This window comes from Pseudomonas sp. BS3782 TE3695, assembly GCF_050435305.1.
GTDB lineage: Bacteria > Pseudomonadota > Gammaproteobacteria > Pseudomonadales > Pseudomonadaceae > Aquipseudomonas.
On record NZ_JBNDKB010000001.1, the window covers coordinates 850,345 to 874,958 of the forward strand.

The window sequence follows — 24,614 nt, forward strand, 5'->3', positions numbered from 1 at the left end:
AGCCGAACAAGCACGGAGCTTATGACTAGCAGCACAATGCCTGGCAGTGCCCGACTGGACACCTCGCACAGCCCTGCCCTGTTGCGGGTCACGGGTGACTGGACGCTCGCCCATTACGCCGATCTCAGCCGCCTGAGTGAAAAGCTCCGTGGCCAATACGACAACAACACCCACATCGATCTCAATGGCCTCGGCGCGCTCGATACGGCGGGTGCGTCATTGTTGGTGGAGCTACTGGGGGCCGAGCGTCTGGGCAAATCTGCCGAACACCCCGATTGCACCCTTTCCTCCGCGGATCGCGCCTTGTTGCAGACGGTGTATTGCTCGCTGACCGATTTCTGCGTGCCGATCAAAGAACCGGAAATCAGCGTCGGCATTCAACTGCTGACCCGTATTGGCCGTGCGGTCGATGCGGTCTGGCAGGACACGTTGCAACTGTTGGGTTTCGTCGGCCTGATCCTGGAAACCATCGCCCGCGGGTTGTTTCGGCCCAAACGCTGGCGCCTCACGCCGATGGTCGCCCACATCGAACAGACCGGCCTCGACGCCGCCCCCATCGTTGCCTTGCTGACGTTTCTGGTGGGCGCTGTGGTGGCGTTTCTCGGGGCGACGGTGCTGGCGAGTTTTGGCGCGAGTATTTTCACCGTGGACCTGGTGGCGTTCTCTTTTCTGCGGGAGTTCGGCGTGTTGCTCACGGCCATCTTGATGGCCGGCCGCACCGCCAGTGCGTTCACCGCGCAGATCGGTTCGATGAAGGCCAACGAAGAAATCGACGCGATCCGCACCCTCGGCCTCGACCCGATGGAGTTGCTGGTAGTACCCCGCGTCCTGGCGTTGCTGGTGGCGCTGCCGATGTTGACCTTTCTGGCGATGTTGTCAGGGATTGTCGGCGGTGGCGTAGTCTGCGCTCTGTCGCTGGATATCTCGCCGGCGATGTTTCTGTCACTGCTGCAATCGGACATCGGCGTTCAGCACTTTCTGGTGGGGATCGTCAAAGCGCCGATTTTTGCGTTCCTGATTGCCGCCATCGGCTGCCTCGAGGGCTTCAAGGTCAGCGGCAGCGCCGAGTCCGTTGGCGCGCACACTACGTCCAGTGTGGTGCAGTCGATTTTCGTGGTGATCGTGCTCGACGCTGTGGCTGCGTTGTTTTTCATGGAGATGGACTGGTGAGTCGTTTACCCCGAGCGCCTTCAGAGGCAGTGATCGAAGTCCGTGGGCTGTGCAATCGCTTCGGCCGCCAGAGCGTGCACGAGAATCTCGACCTGGACTTATACAAGGGTGAGATTCTGGCGGTGGTCGGCGGTTCCGGCAGCGGCAAATCGGTGCTGCTGCGCAGCATTGTCGGCCTGCGCCAGCCCAGCGAAGGGCTGGTGAAGGTCTTCGGCAAGAACTTGCCGAGCCTGTCGGAACACGAGCGCTCGCTGGTCGAACGGCGGTTCGGTGTGTTGTTCCAGAAAGGCGCTTTGTTCTCTTCGCTCACCGTGACCGAGAACGTCGCCCTGCCCCTGATTGAACACACCGGCCTGAGCCGTGCCGACGCCGAGCACCTGGCGGCAGTGAAAATGGCGTTGGCCGGGCTGCCGTTGTCGGCGGCCGACAAATACCCTGCTTCACTGTCCGGCGGCATGATCAAACGCGCAGCCCTGGCCCGAGCACTGGCGCTGGACCCGGACATCCTGTTTCTCGACGAACCCACCGCCGGCCTTGATCCGATTGGCGCCGCAGGCTTCGATCAACTGATCCTGACCTTGCGCGATGCCTTGGGCCTGAGTGTGTTTCTGGTGACCCACGACCTCGACACGCTCTACACCATCAGCGACCGGGTGGCAGTGCTGGCGCAGAAGAAAGTGCTGGTGGCGGACGCCATCGACAAGGTGTCGGAAACCGATGATGCGTGGATTCACGAATACTTCCATGGCCCTCGCGGCCGCGCGGCGCTGACGGCCGCTAACCAGCTCAACGAGGTCTGACATGGAAACCCGAGCTCATCACGTATTGATCGGCCTGTTCACCGTCATAGTGGTGGCAGGCGCCCTGCTCTTCGGTCTGTGGCTGGCCAAATCCAGCGTCGATACCGAATTCAAGGATTACGAAATCGTCTTCAACGAGGCGGTCAGCGGTCTGTCCAAGGGCAGCGCCGTGCAGTACAGCGGGATCAAGGTCGGCGACGTGGTGATGCTGCGTCTGGACCCGAACGATCCGCGCCGGGTGTTGGCGCGGATTCGCCTGGGCGGAGACACTCCGATCAAAGAAGACACTCAGGCCAAGCTGGCGCTGACCGGGATCACCGGGACCTCGATCATCCAGCTCAGCGGCGGCACGCCACAAAGTCCGACGCTCAAGGGCAAGGACGGCAATTTGCCGACAATCGTTGCATCGCCCTCGCCCATTGCCCGGTTGATGAATGACAGTAACGATCTGATGGCGGGCGTGAACGTGTTGATGCACAACGCCAATCAGTTGTTTTCCTCGCAGAACGTCGCGCGTATCAGCAGCACCCTGGAGCACCTGGAGCAAACCACCGGCACCATTGCCGATCAGCGCGGCGATATTCGTGAGGCGATGCAGCAACTGGCTTCGGTTGGCAAGCAGGCCAGCGCCACCCTGGAACAGACCACCGCGTTGATGCGCAACGCCAACGGCCTGCTCAACGATCAGGGCAAGCACATGTTCGGCAGTGCCGAGCAAGCCATGAAGTCCCTGGAACAAAGCAGCGCGACCATCAACACGTTGCTCTCCGCCAATCAGGATTCCCTCAACAGCGGCATGCAGGGCCTCAATGGCCTGGCGCCGGCGGTGCGTGAGCTGCGCGATACCTTGAGTTCGTTGCGGACCATTTCCCAGCGGCTTGAGGCCAACCCCAGCGGTTACCTGCTGGGCAGCGACAAAAACAAGGAGTTCACGCCATGAAACTGGCTCATCTCGCCCTCCTCGCCGGTTTTGCGTTGATCGCTTCCTGTTCGATTTTCCCCAAGACCGAGCCGTCCGATGTCTATCGACTGCCGTCGGCACAGCGCGACGCATCGGCCCATCACGGCACGCCGCAGCGCTGGTCGTTGCGGCTGGCCAAGCCTCAAACCAGCGAAGCCTTGAACAACCCGAAAATCGCCGTAATCCCTCAAGGTGATCTGATCAGCAGCTACAAGGCTTCACGCTGGAGCGATCCGGCACCGGTGCTGTTGCGCAATCGTCTGCTCGATGGTTTCCAGCGTGACGGTCGAGTGCCGTTGCTCAGCACCGATGACAGTAATTTCCAGGCAGACCTGGAACTGGGCGGCAACCTGCAAGCGTTCCAGACCGAGTACCAAGGCACGGCGGCGAGCGTGGTCGTGCGCCTGGATGCATTGTTGGTGCGTGGGTATGACCAGCGAATCCTCGCCAGCCGACGCTTTGAAGTGCGTCAGCTGTTGAGCGATGTGAAGGTGCCGGCGGTGGTGACCGGTTTTGGCTTGGCCAGCGATCAATTGACGGCGCAGGTGGTGGCTTGGACGGTGGAGCAAGGTCAGAAGGTTGCGCCGCCGCTAAGGCCATAAAGTCGGACGCACATCTAATGTGGGAGCGGGCTTGCTCGCGAAGAGGCCGGTACATTCAACATCCCTGTTGACTGACACACCGCCTTCGCGAGCAAGCCCGCTCCCACAGGATTTTCGGTCAACCGAAGAACCAGTAGCAAACCCCGATCGCGCCAAGCACACCCGCCAATTCCGCCAGCAACGCACACCCCACCGCATGCCGTGCACGCTGAATGCCCACTGCGCCGAAGTACACCGCCAGTACATAAAAGGTTGTTTCAGTACTGCCCTGAATCGTTGCCGCCACCAGCGCCGGGAAGCTGTCGACGCCAGAGGTTTTCATGGTTTCGATCAGCATTGCCCGTGCGGCGCTGCCGGAGAAGGGTTTGACCATGGCCGTCGGCAGCGCGTCGACGAAGCGGGTGTCCCAACCGGCCCATTCCACCAGATGACGAATCCCGTCCAGACCGAAATCCAGCGCCCCGGATGCCCGCAGCACGCCCACGGCGCAGAGCATCGCCACTAGATACGGCAGCAGGTTCTTGGCCACGTCGAAGCCTTCTTTGGCGCCTTCGATGAACGCCTCGTAGACCTTCACTTTGCGTAATGCGCCGATCACCAGAAACAGCATGATGAGCCCGAACAGCGTCAGATTGCCGAGGATCGATGACAGGCTCGCCAGAGCGGTCGCCGAGAGCGTCGCCAGCAGCGCCATGAACGCACCGAGTGCCAAGGCGCCGGGAATGAAGTAGGCGAGCACCACCGAATCCCACAGGCGCAGACGCTGCATGAACGCCACCGACAACAAGCCCACCAGGGTCGAACAACTGGTGGCCAGCAGAATGGGCAGGAACACCAGGGTCGGATCGGGCGCACCTTGTTGGGCGCGGTACATGAAAATCGTCACCGGCAGCAGGGTCAGGGACGAGGCGTTGAGCACCAGAAAGAGGATTTGCGCGTTGCTGGCGATGGTGTCGCTGGGGTTGAGCTCTTGCAGCGCCTTCATGGCTTTGAGGCCGATCGGCGTGGCGGCGTTGTCCAGGCCCAGGCCATTGGCGGCGAAGTTGAGGGTGATCAAACCGATGGCCGGATGCCCGGGCGGCACCTCCGGCATCAGGCGCAGGAACAGCGGGCCCAACGCTTTGGCCAGCCATTCGACGATTCCGGCCTTTTCGGCAATCCGCAGAAAACCCAGCCAGAGGGTGAGGGTGCCGAACAGCAGGACCATGACCTCGACCGACAATTTGGCCATGGCGAAAATGCTCTCCACCATCGCCGCAAAGATCCCGGCGTTGCCGCCGATCAGCCACTGCGCGAGCGCCGATACGGCCGCCACGATGAAGAAGCTTAGCCACAGGCCATTGAGCATCAGTTAAATCCCCCGAAGAATGCGGCGAATGATAGCGGGGTAGGCAGAAACGACAAACCCCGGATTTCTCCGGGGTTTGTCTGTGGCCCCTGTGGGGGCTATGTGGCGAGGGGGCTTGCCCCCGTTGGGCCGCGCAGCGGACCCGCATTTGCGAGCGCTGCGCACTCGAACGGGGGCAAGCCCCCTCGCCACATAGTCATGCCCCTACAAAGGGTTATGCATTAGTTGCTGGAAATTTCACCAACCGGCAGCTTTTCCTTGCTGCGCCAGTGTGGCAGGGAGTTCCAGTAGCGCTCGCCCTTGGCGTCGTCGTACATACCTTCCCAACGTGCGATGACCAGCACGGCCAAGGCGTTACCGATCACGTTCAGCGCGGTACGGGCCATGTCCATGATGCGGTCAACACCGGCAATGAACGCCAGGCCTTCCAGTGGAATACCGACGCTGCCCAAGGTGGCCAGCAGCACCACGAAGGACACGCCCGGTACGCCGGCGATGCCTTTGGAGGTGACCATCAGTGTCAGCACCAGCAGCAACTGTTGGCTGATCGACAGGTCGATACCGTAGAGCTGCGCAATGAAGATTGCCGCGATGCTCTGGTACAGGGTCGAACCGTCGAGGTTGAACGAGTAGCCGGTCGGCACCACGAAGCTGCAAATGGCTTTCGGCGCGCCGTAGGCTTCCATCTTCTCGATCACGCGCGGCAACACGGTTTCGGAGCTGGCGGTGGAGTAGGCCAGGACCAGCTCATCCTTGAAGATGCGCATCAGCTTGATCACCGAGAAGCCGAACAGGCGAGCGATCAGGCCCAACACCACGAAGGCGAAGAAAGCAACGGCGAAGTAAACCAGAACGACCAGTTTGGCCAGCGGCAGCAAAGAGGCGAAGCCGAAGTTGGCCACGGTCACCGCGATCAATGCGAACACGCCGATCGGGGCATAGTTCATGATCATGTGGGTGACCTTGAACATGCTTTCCGATACGCCCTGGAACATCTTCACCAGCGGGTCGCGCAGGTCCGATTGCAGGCTCGACAGACCGAGACCGAACAACACGGAGAAGAAGATGATCGGCAGCATCTCGCCGCGGGCCATGGCCGCGAAAATGTTCGACGGGATCAGGTTGAGGATGGTCTGGATGAACGCATGTTCATGCTGAACTTCGGCGGCAGTGGCCTGGTACTTGGAAATATCCACCGTCCCCAGGGTGCTCATGTCGATGCCGCTGCCCGGATGGACCACGTTAGCCAGCACCAGACCGACCAGAATGGCGATGGTGGTGACGATCTCGAAGTAGATGATGGTCTTCAGACCGATGCGACCGAGTTTCTTCGCGTCGCCCACGCCAGCAATGCCGACGATCAGCGAGGAGATCACGATCGGGATCACAATCATCTTGATCAGACGGATAAAGATATCGCCTGCCGGTTGCAGCACGTTGCTGATCCACCAGGCTTTTTCTGCACTGAAATGGTTGAGCAGTGCACCAATTGCTATCCCCAGAACCAGACCGATGAGGATCTGCCAGGCGAGGCTAAGCTTTGCCTTCTTCATATCTTTACCCTTACTTGCGTTTGACTCAGGCTGATGCATGAACTGAAACGCGCCATGGCGAACAACTCTTGCATCGGCCCCCGTATAAGGTCCCCGCGAGCGAGCATTTACAGCTCTCAGGCAGCGAAAAAGGCGCAACTATTCCGATGCAGGGAAGCGCCGTCTAATGCCGTAAACGCCTACCCTATGCCGAATCGGCATGAGATTTTCCAACTGAAACCCGCGTCCCAACCGGTTTGAATACGACATTCAGGCGGGCATAAGTGCCGTATGCCGGCCATTTCAGCGCAGGACGAAGGTTTTTAAATAAGCGAAAATTTAGGAAAAAGCCTACGTTTGGCTGCGAATTCTCTTATCGGGAAAGTCGGAGCTTTCTCGATATACGGTCACGAAGAAACACCGCGAAACGGTTTTGCGGGGAATATGCACTAAGAACAGATGAGCTGAGTGCTCTAGATCAACGTTTTGCACGTTGAAGCTCTCCGCAAGTTCGTCGAGCCGCTCTGGCCCCGACGAACTTGCGGCGCAGCTTGCCTGACCCGGCCCTTGCGCAGGTACTCCCTGTACCCGTAGGTCACTCCGACTCTGAAACAGTCAGAACGTCCCGGCCCCTTGGTCATGCGCCTACCGTCCTCGGGTAGCGCAGTGGAAAAAGGCGCTGTGGCCTCTTTCGTATTTCGAAACTCAATACCCGGATCTTTTTTAATGGGCACTGCCGCCCAGCAGCAGGGCGGCTAACGAAATGCTCATGTTCAGCCTCGACCGCGGCGGCCAAAGAAGAAGGAAGCAATGAACATCACCAGGAATACGACAAAGAGAATCTTGGCGATACCTGTGGCGGTGCCCGCGATACCACCGAAGCCCAATACTGCAGCGATGATGGCAATGATCAGGAATGTGATTGCCCAGCTCAACATGGTGATTCTCCTTACGGCTTCTATTTAAAGGTGTTGCTTGTGGTGCTTATCCCGGCGCGTTGAGCGCGCCAAGTTCGTTTACTTAAAACACCCAACGCTCCTGAGACGTCTCGTCCACAGGCTGGGCCTGGTCGACATCCATCATTCGCATCGAGTCGCTGTCAGCCAGGTTGCTGCTGACCGCGCTGAAATGGGTTTGGAGTGCGTGTGGAATCGACAGGTGCGGCGTCTCTGGCTGCTGGCTCTGTTCCCAGCGCAAGAACTGCTGGCCGCCAATCAGCGTGATCAACAAGGCCAGCAGGGCAAACAAACCTTGCTGGAGATGCAGTGGCGAGATACGCAATCGGGCGGCACCTTGGCGGTTCATCCTGAAGTCCTCCCTCTCTGGGTAGGTTGGCGGGCACTGATTTATCAGATGCCCTGATTACTCAGATACCTGCAGCCTGCATGCCACCTTTTTGTCCGGTTTAATCTGATAAAAATCAATGAGTTATAGAGATTGTGAAAATAGGTTCGGACGCATCCTGCACGATGTCCCATTCAGGGTCGTGCGGAATGCACGATGGACTCGCCAAAACTTTCAATATTTTTGGAATTGAAGGAAGGGCGCGGATGTCAGAAAGGGACGCAGGCAATTGCCGAAAGACGATTGGTTAATAAAAAATTAAATAAATCAATTGGTTATCTTATTAAGAAGTAGATAGCACCACTGCTATGGCTGAAATCGGCCACAATCAATCATGCAACTTGCCCGATTTTTTCGGGCTTAACCCATTTCAACAATTAAAGGAGCGCAGGAACATGGAATCAGCCACTGAGCATCAAGGCCGCATTCTGCTGGTGGACGACGAGTCCGCCATCCTTCGAACCTTTCGCTATTGCCTCGAAGACGAAGGCTATAGCGTGGCTACGGCGACCAGCGCGGCTCAGGCTGAAGCCTTGTTGCAGCGCCAGGTGTTTGATCTGTGCTTCCTCGATTTGCGTCTGGGCGAAGATAACGGCCTGGATGTGCTGGCCCAGATGCGCATCCAGGCGCCCTGGATGCGGGTGGTAATCGTCACTGCTCACTCTGCCGTGGACACTGCCGTGGATGCGATTCAGGCCGGTGCCGCCGACTACCTGGTCAAACCTTGCAGCCCCGACCAGTTGCGTCTGGCCACTGCCAAACAGCTGGAAGTTCGGCAACTATCGGCGCGCCTGGAAGCCCTCGAAGGTGAAGTGCGCAAACCCAAGGAGGGTCTGGATTCCCACAGCCCGGCGATGAAAGTGGTGCTCGAAACTGCACGCCAGGTCGCCAGTACCGACGCCAACATCCTGATTCTCGGCGAGTCCGGCACCGGTAAAGGTGAATTGTCACGAGCCATTCACGGCTGGAGCAAACGCCAGAAGAAATCCTGCATCACCATCAATTGCCCGTCCCTGACTGCCGAATTAATGGACAGCGAGCTTTTCGGCCATAGTCGCGGAGCATTCACCGGAGCCAGCGAAAGCACCTTGGGTCGGGTCAACCAGGCCGACGGCGGAACATTGTTTCTTGATGAGATCGGCGATTTTCCCCTAACCTTGCAACCAAAATTGCTGCGTTTCATTCAGGACAAGGAATACGAACGCGTGGGCGACCCGGTAACCCGTCGCGCCGATGTGCGAATCCTCGCCGCCACGAACCTCAACCTGGAAGACATGGTTCGCGATGGTCGTTTTCGTGAAGACTTGCTCTATCGTCTGAACGTCATCACCTTGCACCTGCCGCCACTTCGCGAGCGCAGGGAAGACATTTTGAACCTGGCTGACCGCTTCCTGGCGCGTTTCGTCAAGGAATACTCGCGTCCAGCCCGGTGTTTCAGCGACGAGGCCCGCGAAGCGCTGCTGAGCTACCGCTGGCCGGGCAACATTCGCGAGCTGCGCAACGTGGTGGAGCGCGCGAGCATTATTTGTCCGCAGGAGCGCGTGGAGCTCAGCCACTTGGGCATGGCCGAAACCCCGACCAACCACACGCCGCGCATTGGTGCTGCGCTGAGCCTGGATGAGTTGGAAAAAGCTCACATCGGCGCGGTGCTCGCCACGGCCGACACGCTGGATCAGGCGGCCAAAACCTTGGGTATCGATGCCTCGACCCTGTACCGCAAACGCAAGCAGTACAACTTGTGAGTGGTAACCGATGAAATTGGCGATGACGTTGCGCACTCGGCTGTTTCTGAGTATTTCCGCACTTATCACTGTGGCGCTGCTGGGGCTCTTGCTCGGGCTGGTCAGCGTGATGCAGATGGCAGGGACTCAGGAAGCCCTGATCCGTGACAACTTCGTCACGCTGGATCTGGGGTTGAAGCTGCGTCAGGCCCTGGGTGATCAACTGATCATCATGCTCGATGAGCAACCGGATTCCGGGGCGTTCGAGGCGTCCAAACAGCATTCCCTTGAATTGTTTGACGAAGGCATTGCTCGCGAACCGTCCAGCGAGGGTGCCCAGTATGGTTTCAAAAAGGCCAAGGCTGATTATCAGAACCTGCTGCAGTCCTTTGATCTTTCCCGTGCTCCTATCCAGGTAGTTGGTGGTGACGGGGATCTCGCGGAAAAATTCAACGCGTTGCGTAACGGTTTGATCTCTGAACAAAAACGCGCACTGAACAACATCACCGAGATCGAACGCAAGTCCCGGGAGCGAGCACTGCTGATTGCCGGCCTGCTTGGGTTGGTCGGGGTGGCGGTGCTGTTCATCGGCTTCATTACCGCCCATGCGATCGCCCGGCGGTTCGGCGCTCCGATCGAAGCCTTGGCCGCAGCGGCCGACAACATCGGCCAAGGTAATTTCGAAGTGACCTTGCCGATTTCTTCCGCGGTGGAAATGAACCAACTGACCCGCCGCTTCGGCATCATGGCCGAGGCTTTGCGTGAGCACCAGGCTACCAATATCGACGAGCTGCTTGCGGGTCAGCAACGCTTGCAAGCGGTACTCGACAGCATCGACGATGGTTTACTGATCATTGATCGCCAAGGACATCTCGAGCACCTCAACCCGGTGGCTCAGCGTCAGTTAGGCTGGAACACCGATCGTCTCGGCCAAGGTTTGGGCACGGCGCTTGAGCGTCCCGAGCTGGATGAACAACTGCAACTGGTATTGCGCGGGGGCACCCTGGAACGAGCGCCGGAAGACCTGAGTATCGAGGTCGATGGCGAGTCGCGATTGCTGACCTATAGCCTGACGCCGGTCAGCCATACCCAGGGCCATATTCTCGGTGCCGTGATGGTGTTGCATGACGTCACCGAACAGCGTGCCTTCGAACGGGTACGCAGTGAGTTCGTCTTGCGCGCCTCCCATGAGTTGCGCACACCGGTTACCGGGATGCACATGGCATTCGGCCTGTTCCGCGAGCGCACGCATTTTGCCGCAGACTCCCGCGAAGCTGACCTGCTGGATACCGTCAACGAAGAAATGCAGCGCCTGATGCAGTTGATCAACGACTTGCTGAATTTCTCTCGCTATCAAAACGGCCTGCAAAAACTCACCCTGGCACCGTGCTCCATCGAAGACTTGCTGGATCAGGCCCAGACACGTTTTGCCCGCTCGGCGCAGGAAAAAGGTATCGAGCTGCTGGTGGAAGTGCAGGGGCCGTTGCCGCGCTTGCAAGCCGATCAGGCGCAGCTGGAACGGGTGCTCGACAACCTGATCGACAACGCCTTGCGCCATACCTCCCACGACGGACTGATACGTTTGCAGGCCCGGCGCCATGGTGAGCGGATGATTATCAGCGTCGAGGACAACGGCGAAGGCATTGCCTATGGCCAACAGGGACGGATCTTCGAGCCCTTCGTTCAGGTCGGTCGCAAAAAGGGCGGTGCCGGGCTGGGTCTGGCGCTGTGCAAGGAAATCGTGCAGTTGCACGGCGGGCGGATGGGTGTCTATTCGCGGCCGGGGCAGGGGACCCAGTTCTACATGGCGCTGGCAATATAAACTGGTGCCCTCAGGCTTCGTCATCCTGGCGTCGCGTAGTCAGTCGGCGGCCACGGGTAATCAGTTCGATGAACTGCACAGCGCTCAGGGCGTGGGCGAACAGCCAACCCTGACCGAATTTCACCCCTTCGCTGCTCAAAAACACCGCTTGGGCTTCATGTTCAATGCCTTCGGCAATCACCTTGAGTTGCAGGGCCTGGGCCATGCGAATGATGTGCGGTGCCACGCCGCTGCTGGCGGCGTCATGTCCCAACGCGTCGATAAACGCCTTGTCGATTTTCAGGCAGTCCACCGGTAGGGTTTGCAGGTAGGCAAGGCTGCAATAGCCGGTGCCAAAATCGTCGATCAGCACTTGATGCCCGACATCCCGCAGGGCTTGCAGGTTTTCTCTGGCCACCACCACATCCACCAATCCGCGCTCGGTCACTTCAAAGGCAATTTGCCTGGCCGCCACCCGGTGCATGCTCAGCAGACGCGCCATCACCTGGCCGATACGCGGCACCATGACATCGCAGGCCGCCAGGTTGACCGAGATGTACAACTGCGGATTGGACCGCAACAGTTGCCCGAGCTGTTCCAGCAAGCGCTGTAAGACGAAGTCGGTCATCTGGCGGATCTGGCCGGTATTCTCAGCCATCGGAATGAACAGGTCGGGACTGGTCAGCGTGCCGTCCGGTCTGCGCCAGCGCAACAGGGCCTCAGCGCCGACGCAGTTGCGGCTGTCGAGGTCAAAGATCGGTTGATACAACACCTGTAGCTCGCCTCGCCGCATGGCGCCTTGCAGCTCGGCATCCAGCGACTGACGCTGGCGTACCAGCAAAAACACCAGAATGCCTACACAGGCACTCAGCGCCAGGCTGGCCGGCAGTAGCCACCACCATACTGCCGGCACATGCATTCCGGTACGTGGGGTGATCAGTACCAGCTGGTATTCGCGGGTGTTAGTGGGCATTCGGTAAATCAGGCGGGTAGGGGTGACTTGCAGCGCATCGGGGCTTTTCGGGGGCCAGGGTTCTGTGGGAGGCCAGGGCTGCGCGATACCGAGCACCGGAATCGCCCGGGTGCCGTGGTCGAGCACCACCAACAGGCTGCTGCCCGCAGACAAATCGACCATGTCGGTCAAATGCCCGCGCGATGTCGCAACCCGGAAATTGCCACGCCCAAGCATCAGTGCGGCGCGGTTCTCATCGGGTTCGGTGGTGGTGTTCAGCCAATAGCTGTAAGTGGGGCCCTTGATGTCCGGCGGTCGGATCAGCGATACCCCTTCCTGGCGGGGGCGATTGGAGCAGGTTCGCGAAGTGTCCATATAAACGGCTTCATAAACGAAGCGGTAATTGAAACTGACTTGCTGCAGGGTGGCGATCATTTCGTCATCGCAACCTCGCAGCGGTTGGGCTTCCAGGTCATCGAGGCTCTCGCGCAATTGCCCGAACAGCTGCTCCAGCCGGACCAGAAAGCGTTCTCCCTGGGCATTCATTTCCCGGCTTTCGTTTTGCTCGACCTGATGCATCGCCACGAACAGACTGCCGACCGTTAGAAGCGTTGCGCTCAAGGCAGTAGCCAGCATCGCCAAAAACCAGGGGCGATAGAACCAGCTATGCAGTCTCTCCCGAGCAGCAGGCATCATGGAATATCCGAAGAATTACCAATGAGTTATAGCTGCTGATTTGGAAAAAGCGCTGACCGTCGGGCGGGCGTCATTATTTTGTCTGATTCAACACCTGAAGAATCGCCGCGGTCTGGGCGTCCGGTGTGCCGTCGAAACGGGAGGGGCGAAAATGCAGCTGAAAGGCCGCCAGCACATTGCGTGTAGCGACATCCAGTTCGCCGGTTTGCGGCGTGGCATAGCCTACGCGGGCAAGCTGTGCCTGAAACCAACTGATGCTGGGTAATTGCACGGCGAACTGCGCTTGCTGCCGCGCCACAGCCTGCTCGTTCGGCCATATTCCCAGGCCTTCGGCAGCCAGGCGCTTCCAGGGAAACAGAGGGCCGGGGTCGAGTTTGCGCATCGGGGCGATGTCGCTATGGCCAATGATATGGCGGGGGTTGATGCCTTGGCGCTTGCTGATGTCTTTGAGCAGGAAAATCATCGATTGGATCTGGGCTTCGCTGTAGGGATACCAAAGACGCCCGTTCGGGGTGTCCTCAAAGCCCTGATTGACGATCTCGATACCAATGGAACTGGAGTTCAGCCAGGTCCGGCCTTGCCATTCGCTTTCGCCTGCGTGCCAGGCCCGGAAATTTTCATCTATCAGCTTATAAATAGTGGCGCGCTTATCGTCGCTAATCAGATAGTGGCTGCTGACCTCGCCATGGGTCAGCAATTGCAGCGAGGTTTCCAGGGATGCGGAGGTGTAATGCATCACCACGAACTGAATACGATTGTCGTAATTGGCTGAACGGTGGCTGGTATCGATTCGGGGGCCGCTGGCACAACCGGCCAATAGAAGCAGCGAGGCAATAAGAGCAAGACATTTCATGGTGGGAGGCAGTACACGCAAGACAATAATGCAACAGTGTAACGGTATTGCCTTGCGCGCAGATGGCAAAAAATGCTGTTTTAAACAAAATGGAACAATTAGCTATCAGCCCGCTTCTACTCGATTCCGGCCATTGTTTTTCGCCCGATACAGCGCCTGATCGGCTCTTTTAAGTACCACATCGCTGTGTTCGCCCGGTCTGAAGGCGGTCAATCCCATGGAAATGGTGATGGTGACTCGCTCGCCCTTGAAGTGGAATGGGCAGGCTTCGATCGATGCACGCAAGGTTTCCAGCAGTTTCGCGCCGGCCATAGGCAGTGTGGCAGGCATCAATAGCACAAACTCCTCACCGCCAAATCGGGCAATGAAATCAGTGCCACGCAGACGCTTGCGCAGTACGTTGGCGATGATTTTCAGCACCTTGTCGCCCGCCAGATGGCCATAGTTATCGTTGATGCGTTTGAAGTGGTCGAGGTCGAGCATTGCCAGCAACAGGGTATTGCCCTGTTGTTGCCATTGACCGATTTCATGCTCCAGGCGTTCGCTCCAGGCTGCTCGATTCGGTAGACCCGTCAGTGGATCGATCAGCGCCTTCTGGCGCTGTTCTTCGAGATGCTCACGGTAGCCCAGGGCTTCCTGCTCCATGTGGGCAACCCTTTCAGCCAGGCTTTGCAGGCGGGCCGCTACTTCCTGCTCACGCTCATCGCGCTGCTTCTGGTGTTGGTCCATGGTACCGAGCAGGCCTTCGAGATGGTTTTCCAGCACGCGCTTGAGATCATCAAGGTCGGCCGCTTCCTGCATGCTGCTTTGCAAACCGTCGACTTGCTCGCGAATCTGCGTGTCCATATCCCGCGCGGCCGAGCGGTTGTCGGCGTGGCCTTCGCTCGCGGCTTGCAGGTTGCTCTGGAATGACTCGAGGCGTTCGTTGAGTTGCTTCAAATAGGCTTCGAATTCGTGCTGGCCGCTGTCGGTGATTGCCAGCATCAATGTGGCGAGGTCATCGAGGATGGGCAGCAGTTCGTACCAGTTCAAGCCATTTTGAAGACGATCGCGCATCGCTTCGGCTTGCGGACGATGACGCTCAGGCAGCGCCAGGTCATCGAGCAGGCCCAGCAGAGTGTCTTCGATATGCTTGGCGACAGAGCTATAGGACGGCTCCGGCGAGTCCGGCAGGGCGTACAGAATATCGTGCCCGGACGGCTCTGGATCGATGGCCACCGCACAGAGCTCATCGGGATTGATTGCCGACATAATCTGAATGGCCGGTAGGGCGGTCGCCGGAACCGGCTCCAGTGGTTGCTCGATATCGGGTCGGGTTTGTAGCTCCGGGACTTGGCTGCTCGTGGTTTCCGGCTCAAGGACGGGCGGCTCGAAGGCCACGACTTCAGCCACAGGTGCCATTGTGCCTGGCGCCTGAAGTTGCGCTGGCTCGGGGGGCACAGCGGCGGGTATCGTGGCTTCGACGGTGGGCAACACCCCTTGTGGTTTATCGGCGGCTGGTGCGGGATGGACCGTCGCTTGTGGGGGCTTGGCCGGCAAGGCCGCAACCGGTTCGACAGGTTTCGGTGCAAGTATGTGCGATGTGGAGGCGGCGAGCTGTGTCACGCTCTCTTCCGTTTCCCGACTGAATAACCGTTGCAGAAAACCCGGGCGATCAGGTTCGGCAGGGTTCTCCAGCAGGTTCAAGGCTTTGCCTTGCAAGCCGCTCAGCTCACTAAGCAATAACGGAATTTCGCGAGCCTGGCTTACGCGTCCATCCAGCTGCTTGGCGAAATGCTTCAGTGGCCGGCTCACTTCCCGGGGCAGCGGCAACGCTTGCAACTGCGAGACCAGCGCTGTCAGGGCAGCACCGACTTGATTGACCCGGGTTTCCCGACGCTGCTCGGAATCGAGCACGGCTTTTTCCAGGCGCGGCAGCAAGGCCGCCAGGCCGGCGTCCATGTCATCGGTGCGTACGACTTCACGCATTTCCTTCATGCATTGATCAACGGCGCGATCGGTTCCTTCTGCGGCAAGGGTGCTGCGCACCAGCCCGCGACGCAACAGATCAAGCCGGGCGTCCCATCGACGTTCCAGTTTTTCTTGTTGTTCGATGCTTTTGAGGTATTTCTCTTTCCAGCGCTGTGCTTCGTCGCTCATTCAGGCAGGACTCAACGCGGGCAATGCATCGGCCGTGAGCGAACCCGGCAGACGAATCTCTACCGCGACCGGCAGGTGATCGGAAATGGGCTGTGCCAGCACTTCGACCTTTTCAAGGGTCAGGGTGGGGCTGAGCAGAATATGGTCCAGGCAACGCTGCGGGCGCCAGCTGGGAAAGGTCGCTTCCAGTTGCGGCGCGAGCAGGCCCAGATCACGCAACGGGGAGTTTTGCAGCAAGTCACTGGCATGGGTATTCATGTCGCCCATCAGCACCTGGTGTTTATAACCGCCAATCAACTCGCGGATGTAGGCCAGTTGCAGGCTACGGGCTCGAGCGCCCAACGCCAGGTGCATCATCACCACCACGAGCGCCTCCGGACCTTCGCCGAAGCGCACCAGAATGGCCCCGCGACCCTTGGGGCCCGGCAGCGGATGATCTTCAATCGCCCACGGGCGCAATCGGCTGAGCACACCATTGCTGTGCTGACCGAGATGACCGAGGTTGCGATTGAGTTGTTGATACCAGTAGGGAAACGCGCCGAGCTGCGCCAGGTGTTCGACCTGATTGACGTAACCTGATCGCAGGCTGCCGCCATCGGCTTCCTGCAAGGCGACCAGATCGAAGTCGCCCAGCAGATTGCCGATTTTTTGCAGATTGTCGGCCCGCCCATTGTGCGGCAACAGATGCTGCCAGCCGCGGGTCAGATAGTGGTGATAGCGCTCGGTACTGATACCGACCTGGATATTGAAACTGAGCAAACGCAGACGGCTGTCCACGGGCAACCCCGTCGATTCCAGGTGATGCTCGTTGACCCGCGGATGATGCAGGCCAACGATGCGTTCAGTTCCCCAGCGGCGCATGGCAGGTGCCGCGCTTAGTTGGCGACGGCCTTGGTTGCCGCTCGCTCTTTGGCGACCAGTTGGTCGGCCAGTTTCAGCGCTTGTTCGGCACCGCCGGCAGAGCCTATGTCAAAGCGATACTTGCCGTTGACGACCATGGTTGGCACGCCGGAGATTTCATATTTCTTTGCAAGCTCTTTGGCTTTGTTGATCTGGCCCTTGATGGCGAAGGAGTCGAAGGTGGCCAGGAACTTGTCCTTGTCTACACCTTGGGTCGCCAGGAAGTCGGCCATGTCTTCTTTGTCGGTCAGTTTCTTGTGTTCTTTCTGAATCGCTTCGAAAACTGCCGCGTGTACCTTGCTTTCGACGCCCATGGCTTCAAGAGTCAGGAACATCTGGCCGTGTGCGTCCCAAGGACCGCCAAACATGGCCGGAATGCGTACGAAGTTCACGTCAGAAGGCAGTTTTTCAACCCACGGGTTAACAACGGGTTCGAAGGCATAGCAATGCGGGCAGCCGTACCAGAACAGCTCCACGACTTCGATCTTGCCAGGCACGGCCACCGGGACCGGGTTGCTCAGCTCGACATAGGGCGCTGCAGGTTTTTCGGCGGCTTGGGCAGTCATGCCGAACAGGCTGGCAGCGACGAGCGCGGCGCTGATGATCAGATTACGCATGCTTTACTCCTGGACAATTGGGTCGCCTCGCGCGACCTGTTTTCAGACAGATCCTGGCGGGCTTGAGTTTGTAGTGTAACGGCAGCGGCCACAAAAAAGGGCAGCCAAAGCCACCCTTTTTATGTTTGCATCGACGGATTAATCGAGTGTTAACGTTGCAAGAGGCATGCACCTCTCACAACGCTCGATCACAGGCCTTAGTGCAAGCCTTGAATATAGCTGGAGACTGCCGCGATTTCTTCGTCGCTCAGCTTTTTAGCGATGCTCTGCATCGGCTTGGTATCGCCGTCGTTGGTGCGGCCGCCTTCTTCCTTGCGAAAATCAGTCAGTTGCTTGGCAACGTACTGAGCATGCTGCCCGCCCAGATGCGGGAAGCCCGCAGCCGCGTTGCCCTTGCCGTCCGGAGAATGGCAACCGGTGCAGGCTGGCAGACCCTTGTCCAGGTTGCCACCTCGGAACAACGCTTCACCGCGCGCCACGACTTTCGGATCGGCGGCACCAACGCTGCCTTTCTGGCTGGCGAAGTAGGCGGAGATATCAGCCAGGTCCTGATCGCTCAGGTTGGTCAGCAGGCCGGTCATTTCCAGCACCGTGCGCTTGCCGGACTTGATGTCGTGTAGCTGTTTGTTCAGATAACGCTCGCCCTGGCCTGCCAGTTTCGGAAAGTTAGGCGCCATGCTATTGCCATCCGGGCCATGGCAGGCACCGCATACGGCGGCTTTCGCCTGGCCGGCGGCTGCATCACCTGCAGCATGGGCAATGCCGGAGATCCCCACGGTCAACAGCAGACTCACGATCAGTTTGTTCATCAGCTAATCCAACTACGGCTAAGGGTTAAAGAGTTATGGGCCGGGCTTACTCGCTCATCCAGTGGATGATGGCTCGGTAATCCTCGGCACTGCAGTCCATGCACAAACCACGCGGCGGCATCGCCTTGAAACCCTGGGTCACGTGTTGCACCAGCGTCTCCATACCTTTCGCCAACCTCGGCGTCCAAGCTTCCTGATCGCCCTTGCGGGGCGCCATGGGTAATTGGCCGGAATGACAGGCACCACAAACACGGTTGTACACAGCTTCCGGATCCTGTGTAGCCTGAGCGCTGTAAAGCGGCATCAAGACACCGGCAGCTAGCAGCCATTTCGTCATAAAACGACCTTTTCAGGGTTGAGAGCGTGCTGCGTTCTAATGCGCAATCAAGGTTAATCGCTCTCGTGAACTTCATCCTACGCTGGGACAAAGCGCACACAAAATCTGCGGCATTATATACTGGCGTCACTGAAACGGAAACGACACTGCTTGCCGCGTCCATTCCCGGCGCCGCCCACATCGGAAATCCCATGCAACTCAAGAACCCCATCCTCGGCCTGTGCCAACAGTCCACCTTCATGCTCAGCGCCGCCAAAGTCGATCAATGCCCCGACGATGAAGGCTTTGAAGTGGCCTTCGCCGGGCGTTCCAACGCCGGCAAGTCCAGCGCATTGAACACCCTGACACACGCCAGCCTGGCGCGGACCTCGAAAACTCCGGGCCGCACGCAGCTGTTGAACTTCTTCAAGCTAGACGATGAACGCCGTCTGGTCGACCTGCCGGGTTACGGTTACGCGAAAGTGCCGATCCCGTTGAAGTTGCACTGGCAGCGTCACCTGGAAGCCTATCTGGGCGGTCGCGAGAGTTTGAAAGGTTTGATTCTGATGATGGACATCCGTCATCCAATGACCGATTTCGACCTGCTGATGCTCGATTGGGCCGTCGCCAGCGGCATGCCGATGCATATTTTGCTGACCAAGGCAGACAAGCTGACCTATGGCGCGGCGAAAAATGCGTTGCTCAAGGTTCAGGCGCAAATCCGTAAGGGCTGGGGCGATACAATCACAATCCAGCTGTTTTCGGCACCCAAACGCATGGGGCTGGAAGACGCCTACACTGTACTGGCGGGCTGGATGGAATTGGCGGACAAGGGCAGCGAGGCTGCCGAGTAAGACTTAGAGGTGAAAAGCCAGGCAAAAAAAACCCCGGACTTCATATGGGGAGGGAGAAGTTCCGGGGTTCAAGTTCCGGACCGCTAGGGCGGGGTCCAGATATCTGCCAACACTTAACACAACATAGGAGCATCGAAGGGCTTCACCAGCCATTCAGTATCTCTGAGTGGCGGTTAACGGATTTAGTTCAGACTATTTTCAAAAACCATTGGAAATAATCGATGTCATTTTCCGCACTATAGCCCTTCGTTATTTTGTGCTGCGGCATAAGGCCGCAGCACAGGCGTCGTTCAGGCCGATCAGTGCGCTTCATCCCAGTTGTTGCCTACGCCCACCTCCACCAGAAGCGGTACATCCAATTGGGCGGCACTGCTCATGTGCACGCGAATCTCCTCACGCACCTGGTCGATCAGGTCCTCACGCACTTCAAGCACCAATTCATCGTGTACCTGCAAGATGACTTTGGCATCCAGGCCTGACGATGTCAGCCAGTTGTCCACCGCTACCATGGCTTTCTTGATGATGTCCGCCGCGGTGCCTTGCATCGGGGCGTTGATTGCCGTGCGCTCGGCCGCCTTGCGCAGGGCCTGGTTTTTCGAATTGATTTCCGGCAGGTACAGACGACGACCGAAAATGGTTTCGACGAAACCTTGCTCGGCGGCCTGAGCGCGCGTGCGCTCCATGTATCCCAGTACGCCGGGATAACGGGTGAAGTAGCGGTCGATGTAGGCCTGGGACTGTTTGCGGTCCACGCCGATCTGCTTGGCCAGGCCGAACGCGCTCATGCCGTAGATCAGACCGAAGTTAATGGCTTTCGCGCTACGACGCTGATCGTTGGTGACCGCGTCCAGTTCGACGCCAAACACCTCTGCAGCCGTGGCGCGGTGTACATCGAGGTTGTTGCGGAAGGCATGCAGCAAGCCTTCGTCCTTGGCCAGATGCGCCATGATCCGCAGTTCGATTTGCGAATAGTCCGCAGCCAGCAGCTTGTAGCCTTTCGGGGCGACGAATGCCTGACGAATGCGGCGACCTTCGGCGGTACGGATCGGAATGTTCTGCAAGTTCGGATCGATCGACGACAAGCGTCCGGTAGCGGCAACGGCTTGCTGGTAAGACGTATGGATGCGCCCGGTGCGAGTGTTGATCTGCTCTGGCAAACGGTCGGTGTAGGTGCTTTTGAGCTTACTCAGCGAGCGGTACTGCATCAGCACCTTGGGCAGCGGGTAGTCCTGTTCGGCCAGTTCGGCCAGCACCGCTTCGGCAGTCGAGGCCTGGCCTTTGGCGGTTTTGCTGATTACCGGCAAACCGAGCTTTTCGTAGAGGATCACGCCCAGTTGCTTGGGCGAACCCAGGTTGAATTCTTCACCGGCAATGGCGAACGCCTCACGCTCAAGGGCGATCAGTTTCTCGCCCAGCTCCACGCTCTGAACGCCCAGCAGGTTGGCATCCACGAGCGCGCCCTGGCGTTCGATTCGGGCCAGAACCGGCATCAACGGCATTTCAATCTCGTTGAGCACTTTGCCCAGGCTTGGCGTTGCTGCCAGTTTTTCCTGCAATGCCAGGTGCAAACGGAAGGTGACATCGGCATCTTCGGCAGCATAGGGGCCTGCCAGCTCAAGAGCGATCTGGTCGAAAGTCAGCTGTTTGACGCCTTTGCCCGCGATCCCTTGAATGTCGGTCTTGCTTTGGCCCAGGTACTTCAGCGCCAGGCTGTCCATGTCGTGGCGAGTGGCCGTCGAGTCCAGGATGTAAGACTCGAGCATGGTGTCGTAGGCAATGCCCTGGACGATAATCCCGTTGCTCTGATCGCCACCGATGGCGCAGTTGGCGAGAATGTTGGTTTCGAACTTGGCGTGTTGGCCGACTTTCAGCTTATTCGGGTTTTCCAGTAGCGGCTTCAACGCCAACAGTACGGTGTCGCGGTCCAGTTGCTCCGGCACGCCCATGTAGGAATGGGTCAGGGGAATGTAGGCCGCTTCGTTGGCCGCGACGGAAAACGACAGGCCCACCAATTGTGCATGTTGGGCATCGCTGCCATTGGTTTCGGTGACGAAGGCAATCAACGGCGCCTTGTCGAGCTTGTCCAGCCAGGCCTCGAAGTGCTTCTGGTCGAGGATGGTTTCGTACTTCGCTTCGACGGCCCCCGGCTGTTCCTGGACGACCTCGACAATGTCCTGGCCTGCGCGCTTGGCATCGCGCTGGTTCTCTTCGAACCAGCTCTTGAACTCCAGCAGGGAATACAGTTCGGCGAGTTTGTCGTGATCCGGTGGCCCCATATGCAGGTCATCGAGGCCGAAGTCCAGCGGTACGTCGATCTTGATGGTTGCCAGGCGATAAGACAGAAAGGCCATTTCCTTATGTTCTTCAAGCTTGGCCGGCAGGGTCTTGGCGCCACGAATCGGCAGGGTCGGGACAATGTCCAGTTGCGCATAGAGCTCGGCCAGGCCGCCGTTCACGCCGACCAGCAGGCCGGACGCGGTTTTTGGGCCAATACCCGGAACGCCCGGAATGTTGTCGGAAGAATCGCCCATCAGCGCCAGATAATCGATGATCTGCTCGGGAGCGACGCCGAATTTCTCCTTCACGCCCTCAACGTCCAACGTGCTACCGGTCATCGTATTGACCAAGGTAATGTGCCCGTCGACCAATTGCGCCATGTCCTTGTCGCCGGTGGAGATAATCACCGGACGGTCGGCGGCTGCACTGCTGCGGGCCAAGGTGCCGATCACATCATCCGCTTCGACGTTGTCCACGCACAGCAATGGAAAGCCCAAAGCCTTGACGCTGGCGTGCAATGGCTCGATCTGGACCCGCATGTCGTCGGGCATGCTTGGGCGATTGGCTTTGTATTCGGCGAACATTGCGTCGCGGAATGTTCCGCCCTTGGCGTCGAACACCACGGCGAACGGGCTGTCCGGGTACTGCTTGCGCAGACTCTTGAGCATGTTCAAGACGCCTTTGACCGCACCGGTCGGCAGGCCTTTGGACGTAGTCAGCGGTGGCAGCGCGTGAAAGGCACGGTACAGATAAGAAGAACCGTCCACCAGGACGAGGGGGGCTTGGCTCATGAGCAGGATCAACCTTTTCGGCGGGTCCGGCGCTAGAATAGCGGGACCGTTGACGACAAAGGGACAAGGTTATCATGCGCACACTAAATCGCTTGTTGCTGGCTGGCTTGTTTGCAATCACTCCATTGGCTGTCATGGCGGCGGACGACGCGCCTTCGGCAGACCCGGATGTAACAATCCGCACGGAAGGCGATAAAACCATTCAGGAGTATCGGCAAAATGGTTTTTTGTATGCCATCAAGGTGACCCCGAAAGTCGGCAAACCGTATTTCCTGGTGCGCGCTGATGGCTCCGACGGTAACTTCATCCGCTCGGACCAGCCGGATATGCTGATTCCGTCGTGGAAAATATTCGAGTGGTAAACCGCTCCTAACTTAAATCGGCGCCGGCAGTCGCGGCGCCCGTACTGGCAGTTTTAACCATGTCTGTATTCACCCCCCTGGCTCGGCCCGAGCTGGAAACTTTTCTCGCCCCTTACGGGCTCGGCCGCCTGCTTGATTTCCAGGGGATTGCCGCCGGTAGCGAAAACACCAATTTCTTTATCAGCCTGGAGCAGGGCGAGTTTGTTCTGACCCTGGTCGAGCGCGGTCCGGTGCAGGAGATGCCGTTCTTCATCGAACTGCTCGACGTGCTGCACGATGCCAACCTGCCGGTGCCTTATGCCCTGCGCACCACCGACGGCGTCGCGTTGCGCGAGCTGGCCGGCAAACCTGCGCTGTTGCAGCCACGTCTGGCGGGCAAGCACATCAAGGACGCCAACGCGCAGCATTGCGCTCAGGTCGGCGAGCTGCTGGCGCATCTGCACCTGGCGACCCAGGCCAACATGATCAAACGCAAAACCGATCGGGGCCTGGACTGGATGCTGGAAGAGGGCACGCAGTTGCTTTCGCACCTGAATGCCGAGCAAAGCGATTTGCTGCAACGGGCGCTGGATGAAATCACACAACAGAAGACGAAAATTCTGGCGCTGCCTCGGGCCAACATCCACGCCGACCTGTTCCGCGATAACGCGATGTTCGAAGGCACCCATCTGACTGGGTTGATCGACTTCTACAACGCCTGTTCCGGGCCGATGCTCTATGACGTGGCGATTGCCTTGAACGATTGGTGTTCGGACGAGCAAGGACAGCTCGATGGCGCTCGGGCGCGGGCATTGCTGGGCGCTTATGCTGCGCTAAGACCGTTTACCGCCGCCGAAGCGGAGCTATGGCCGACCATGCTGCGCGTGGCGTGCGTGCGGTTCTGGTTGTCGCGGTTGATCGCCGCCGAATCTTTCGCCGGGCAGGACGTGTTGATTCACGACCCGATGGAATTTCAGTTGCGGCTTTTGCAGCGGCAAAAGGTCAGCACACCGCTGCCTTTCGCGCTTTAAAGTCAGAAGCTCGCAGCCTTCAGCGCCTACATGGAAACGCATTCCTATGTAGGCGCTGCTGAAGGCTGCGATCTTTTTGCTGCTGGGACTTTACCGGCACTCCACCAACGTTTTCACCTGCCCCGACCCCGTCTGGTTTTCATCAGACAGCCACCGCTCGAACCCCGCGCCAATCGCCGGCCATTCCGAATCCAGAATCGAATACCACGCGGTGTCACGGTTCTGCCCCTTGACTACCATGTGCTGGCGGAACACCCCTTCAAAAGTGAACCCCAACCGCTGCGCCGCATACTTGGAGCGGGCATTGCCGTTGTTGCATTTCCATTCCAGACGCCGGTAACCCAAGGCAAAGGATTCCCTGGCCAGCAGGTAAACCGCCTCGGTACTTTTCGGTGAACGCTGCATCGCTGCGCCGAAGGTCACATGGCCGATCTCGATGCGGCCCTGAGCAGGGACAATGGACATCAGGCTGAGAATACCTTGCACGTCGCCGCTGGCGCGGTCGATCACCGTGAAGAAATACGGGTCGCTGTTGGCTGCGTGATTGTTCAGCCAATCGTTGAAAGCGCTGCGCTCCGGGAAAGGACCGTAAGGCAAATAATCCCAGAGCTTCGGATCCGCGCCCGGGCCTTCCAGGGCTTCCCACAAACCGTCTGCGTGACGCGCCGGGTCAAGTTTTTCCAGGCGGATGAAACGCCCTTCGATCAGTTGAACGGAGGGTGGTGGTACACCTTTCCAGTCGGCGAGTGAAATCGACAT

At 58.7% G+C, this 24,614-nt stretch carries 22 protein-coding genes; 9 read left to right on the forward strand and 13 right to left on the reverse strand.

From position 1 onward, the window contains the following. Window positions 1-21 precede the first annotated feature (21 nt). The 4 genes from ABH909_RS03790 to ABH909_RS03805 are packed head-to-tail and all read left to right on the forward strand — an operon-like array spanning window position 22 to window position 3,533. Window positions 22-1,170 (forward strand): MlaE family lipid ABC transporter permease subunit, encoded by a 1,149-nt coding sequence (locus tag ABH909_RS03790; protein WP_427626068.1) that lies wholly within the window; start codon window positions 22-24, stop codon window positions 1,168-1,170. Beyond that, the gene (locus ABH909_RS03795) at window positions 1,167-1,970 is read left to right on the forward strand and encodes an ABC transporter ATP-binding protein (RefSeq protein WP_429430621.1); all 804 of its coding nucleotides are present in this window, start codon (window positions 1,167-1,169) and stop codon (window positions 1,968-1,970) included. Before ABH909_RS03790 ends, ABH909_RS03795 begins: the two co-directional genes overlap by 4 nt. A gap of 1 nt (window position 1,971) precedes the next feature. Then, window positions 1,972-2,910, forward strand: coding sequence for an MlaD family protein (locus ABH909_RS03800; protein WP_429430623.1), 939 nt, complete (start codon window positions 1,972-1,974; stop codon window positions 2,908-2,910). Beyond that, window positions 2,907-3,533, forward strand: coding sequence for an ABC-type transport auxiliary lipoprotein family protein (locus tag ABH909_RS03805; RefSeq protein WP_429430625.1), 627 nt, complete (start codon window positions 2,907-2,909; stop codon window positions 3,531-3,533). The genes ABH909_RS03800 and ABH909_RS03805 overlap by 4 nt, the downstream gene beginning before the upstream one ends. Window positions 3,534-3,651: 118 nt before the next feature. On the opposite strand, the gene ABH909_RS03810 is transcribed toward ABH909_RS03805, so the two are convergent. The 4 genes from ABH909_RS03810 to ABH909_RS03825 form a co-directional block, all read right to left on the reverse strand. Then, window positions 3,652-4,881 (reverse strand): nucleoside recognition domain-containing protein, encoded by a 1,230-nt coding sequence (locus tag ABH909_RS03810; protein ID WP_429430627.1) that lies wholly within the window; start codon window positions 4,879-4,881, stop codon window positions 3,652-3,654. Between the two features lie 221 nt (window positions 4,882-5,102). After that, entirely contained in the window at window positions 5,103-6,434 is a 1,332-nt protein-coding gene (gene gltP / locus ABH909_RS03815; RefSeq protein ID WP_253545681.1) for a glutamate/aspartate:proton symporter GltP, read from the reverse strand. A 752-nt stretch (window positions 6,435-7,186) separates the two neighbouring features. Next, a complete protein-coding gene (locus ABH909_RS03820) occupies window positions 7,187-7,351 on the reverse strand; it encodes a DUF1328 domain-containing protein (protein WP_003177151.1) in 165 nt (54 codons plus the stop codon). A gap of 82 nt (window positions 7,352-7,433) precedes the next feature. Further along, a complete protein-coding gene (locus ABH909_RS03825; protein ID WP_429430629.1) occupies window positions 7,434-7,718 on the reverse strand; it encodes a hypothetical protein in 285 nt (94 codons plus the stop codon). A gap of 434 nt (window positions 7,719-8,152) precedes the next feature. Here ABH909_RS03825 and algB point away from each other — a divergent pair, with 434 nt between their 5' ends. Continuing rightward, window positions 8,153-9,499 (forward strand): sigma-54-dependent response regulator transcription factor AlgB, encoded by a 1,347-nt coding sequence (gene algB / locus ABH909_RS03830; protein WP_429430631.1) that lies wholly within the window; start codon window positions 8,153-8,155, stop codon window positions 9,497-9,499. A 10-nt stretch (window positions 9,500-9,509) separates the two neighbouring features. Next, complete coding sequence (locus ABH909_RS03835) at window positions 9,510-11,300, forward strand: ATP-binding protein (RefSeq protein ID WP_429430633.1); 1,791 nt, start codon at window positions 9,510-9,512, stop codon at window positions 11,298-11,300. Between the two features lie 10 nt (window positions 11,301-11,310). Here the strand turns inward: ABH909_RS03835 and ABH909_RS03840 are convergent, their stop codons facing one another. From ABH909_RS03840 to ABH909_RS03870, 7 genes are all read right to left on the reverse strand, one after another. Continuing rightward, on the reverse strand, window positions 11,311-12,927 hold the full coding sequence (locus ABH909_RS03840) for an EAL domain-containing protein (RefSeq protein WP_429430635.1): 1,617 nt from the start codon (window positions 12,925-12,927) through the stop codon (window positions 11,311-11,313). A gap of 73 nt (window positions 12,928-13,000) precedes the next feature. Next, a complete protein-coding gene (locus tag ABH909_RS03845; protein ID WP_429430637.1) occupies window positions 13,001-13,780 on the reverse strand; it encodes an N-acetylmuramoyl-L-alanine amidase in 780 nt (259 codons plus the stop codon). A 105-nt stretch (window positions 13,781-13,885) separates the two neighbouring features. Then, window positions 13,886-15,919 carry a diguanylate cyclase gene (locus ABH909_RS03850; RefSeq protein ID WP_429430639.1) on the reverse strand — a complete coding sequence of 678 codons (2,034 nt, stop codon included), beginning with the start codon at window positions 15,917-15,919 and terminating at the stop codon, window positions 13,886-13,888. Continuing rightward, window positions 15,920-16,780 (reverse strand): endonuclease/exonuclease/phosphatase family protein, encoded by an 861-nt coding sequence (locus ABH909_RS03855; RefSeq protein ID WP_429430641.1) that lies wholly within the window; start codon window positions 16,778-16,780, stop codon window positions 15,920-15,922. A 14-nt stretch (window positions 16,781-16,794) separates the two neighbouring features. Then, window positions 16,795-17,436, reverse strand: coding sequence for a thiol:disulfide interchange protein DsbA/DsbL (locus ABH909_RS03860; protein ID WP_429430643.1), 642 nt, complete (start codon window positions 17,434-17,436; stop codon window positions 16,795-16,797). 197 nt (window positions 17,437-17,633) lie between these two features. Continuing rightward, window positions 17,634-18,245 carry a c-type cytochrome gene (locus ABH909_RS03865; RefSeq protein ID WP_429430645.1) on the reverse strand — a complete coding sequence of 204 codons (612 nt, stop codon included), beginning with the start codon at window positions 18,243-18,245 and terminating at the stop codon, window positions 17,634-17,636. Between the two features lie 46 nt (window positions 18,246-18,291). Continuing rightward, window positions 18,292-18,582, reverse strand: coding sequence for a c-type cytochrome (locus ABH909_RS03870; RefSeq protein ID WP_038980343.1), 291 nt, complete (start codon window positions 18,580-18,582; stop codon window positions 18,292-18,294). Window positions 18,583-18,773: 191 nt separating this feature from the next. Between ABH909_RS03870 and yihA the strand changes: the two genes are divergently transcribed. After that, window positions 18,774-19,415 (forward strand): ribosome biogenesis GTP-binding protein YihA/YsxC, encoded by a 642-nt coding sequence (gene yihA / locus ABH909_RS03875; RefSeq protein WP_123500515.1) that lies wholly within the window; start codon window positions 18,774-18,776, stop codon window positions 19,413-19,415. A gap of 299 nt (window positions 19,416-19,714) precedes the next feature. Here yihA and polA read toward each other — a convergent pair whose 3' ends face one another. Further along, window positions 19,715-22,483 carry a DNA polymerase I gene (gene polA / locus ABH909_RS03880; protein WP_429430647.1) on the reverse strand — a complete coding sequence of 923 codons (2,769 nt, stop codon included), beginning with the start codon at window positions 22,481-22,483 and terminating at the stop codon, window positions 19,715-19,717. A 74-nt stretch (window positions 22,484-22,557) separates the two neighbouring features. On the opposite strand from polA, the gene ABH909_RS03885 reads away from it, so the two are divergent. Together ABH909_RS03885 and ABH909_RS03890 are read left to right on the forward strand one after the other, a co-directional pair. Next, a complete protein-coding gene (locus ABH909_RS03885) occupies window positions 22,558-22,845 on the forward strand; it encodes a DUF2782 domain-containing protein (protein WP_008076254.1) in 288 nt (95 codons plus the stop codon). A 59-nt stretch (window positions 22,846-22,904) separates the two neighbouring features. After that, window positions 22,905-23,855: a homoserine kinase gene (locus ABH909_RS03890; RefSeq protein ID WP_429430650.1), complete on the forward strand. Its 951-nt coding sequence runs from the start codon at window positions 22,905-22,907 to the stop codon at window positions 23,853-23,855. 90 nt (window positions 23,856-23,945) lie between these two features. On the opposite strand, the gene ABH909_RS03895 is transcribed toward ABH909_RS03890, so the two are convergent. Further along, a complete protein-coding gene (locus ABH909_RS03895; RefSeq protein WP_429430652.1) occupies window positions 23,946-24,614 on the reverse strand; it encodes a GNAT family N-acetyltransferase in 669 nt (222 codons plus the stop codon).

What these genes read in the sequence shown, in the direction of transcription:
- ABH909_RS03890 (WP_429430650.1), top strand. Translation starts at nt 22,905, where the DNA reads ATGTCTGTATTCACCCCCCTGGCTCGGCCCGAGCTGGAAACTTTTCTC.
- ABH909_RS03805 (WP_429430625.1), top strand. Translation starts at nt 2,907, where the DNA reads ATGAAACTGGCTCATCTCGCCCTCCTCGCCGGTTTTGCGTTGATCGCT.
- ABH909_RS03870 (WP_038980343.1), bottom strand. Translation starts at nt 18,582, where the DNA reads ATGACGAAATGGCTGCTAGCTGCCGGTGTCTTGATGCCGCTTTACAGC.
- ABH909_RS03850 (WP_429430639.1), bottom strand. Translation starts at nt 15,919, where the DNA reads ATGAGCGACGAAGCACAGCGCTGGAAAGAGAAATACCTCAAAAGCATC.
- yihA (WP_123500515.1), top strand. Translation starts at nt 18,774, where the DNA reads ATGCAACTCAAGAACCCCATCCTCGGCCTGTGCCAACAGTCCACCTTC.
- ABH909_RS03840 (WP_429430635.1), bottom strand. Translation starts at nt 12,927, where the DNA reads ATGATGCCTGCTGCTCGGGAGAGACTGCATAGCTGGTTCTATCGCCCC.
- ABH909_RS03845 (WP_429430637.1), bottom strand. Translation starts at nt 13,780, where the DNA reads ATGAAATGTCTTGCTCTTATTGCCTCGCTGCTTCTATTGGCCGGTTGT.
- algB (WP_429430631.1), top strand. Translation starts at nt 8,153, where the DNA reads ATGGAATCAGCCACTGAGCATCAAGGCCGCATTCTGCTGGTGGACGAC.
- ABH909_RS03885 (WP_008076254.1), top strand. Translation starts at nt 22,558, where the DNA reads ATGCGCACACTAAATCGCTTGTTGCTGGCTGGCTTGTTTGCAATCACT.
- ABH909_RS03820 (WP_003177151.1), bottom strand. Translation starts at nt 7,351, where the DNA reads ATGTTGAGCTGGGCAATCACATTCCTGATCATTGCCATCATCGCTGCA.
- gltP (WP_253545681.1), bottom strand. Translation starts at nt 6,434, where the DNA reads ATGAAGAAGGCAAAGCTTAGCCTCGCCTGGCAGATCCTCATCGGTCTG.
- ABH909_RS03865 (WP_429430645.1), bottom strand. Translation starts at nt 18,245, where the DNA reads ATGAACAAACTGATCGTGAGTCTGCTGTTGACCGTGGGGATCTCCGGC.
- polA (WP_429430647.1), bottom strand. Translation starts at nt 22,483, where the DNA reads ATGAGCCAAGCCCCCCTCGTCCTGGTGGACGGTTCTTCTTATCTGTAC.
- ABH909_RS03825 (WP_429430629.1), bottom strand. Translation starts at nt 7,718, where the DNA reads ATGAACCGCCAAGGTGCCGCCCGATTGCGTATCTCGCCACTGCATCTC.
- ABH909_RS03835 (WP_429430633.1), top strand. Translation starts at nt 9,510, where the DNA reads ATGAAATTGGCGATGACGTTGCGCACTCGGCTGTTTCTGAGTATTTCC.
- ABH909_RS03855 (WP_429430641.1), bottom strand. Translation starts at nt 16,780, where the DNA reads ATGCGCCGCTGGGGAACTGAACGCATCGTTGGCCTGCATCATCCGCGG.
- ABH909_RS03790 (WP_427626068.1), top strand. Translation starts at nt 22, where the DNA reads ATGACTAGCAGCACAATGCCTGGCAGTGCCCGACTGGACACCTCGCAC.
- ABH909_RS03895 (WP_429430652.1), bottom strand. Translation starts at nt 24,614, where the DNA reads ATGTCGATTTCACTCGCCGACTGGAAAGGTGTACCACCACCCTCCGTT.
- ABH909_RS03800 (WP_429430623.1), top strand. Translation starts at nt 1,972, where the DNA reads ATGGAAACCCGAGCTCATCACGTATTGATCGGCCTGTTCACCGTCATA.
- ABH909_RS03810 (WP_429430627.1), bottom strand. Translation starts at nt 4,881, where the DNA reads ATGCTCAATGGCCTGTGGCTAAGCTTCTTCATCGTGGCGGCCGTATCG.
- ABH909_RS03860 (WP_429430643.1), bottom strand. Translation starts at nt 17,436, where the DNA reads ATGCGTAATCTGATCATCAGCGCCGCGCTCGTCGCTGCCAGCCTGTTC.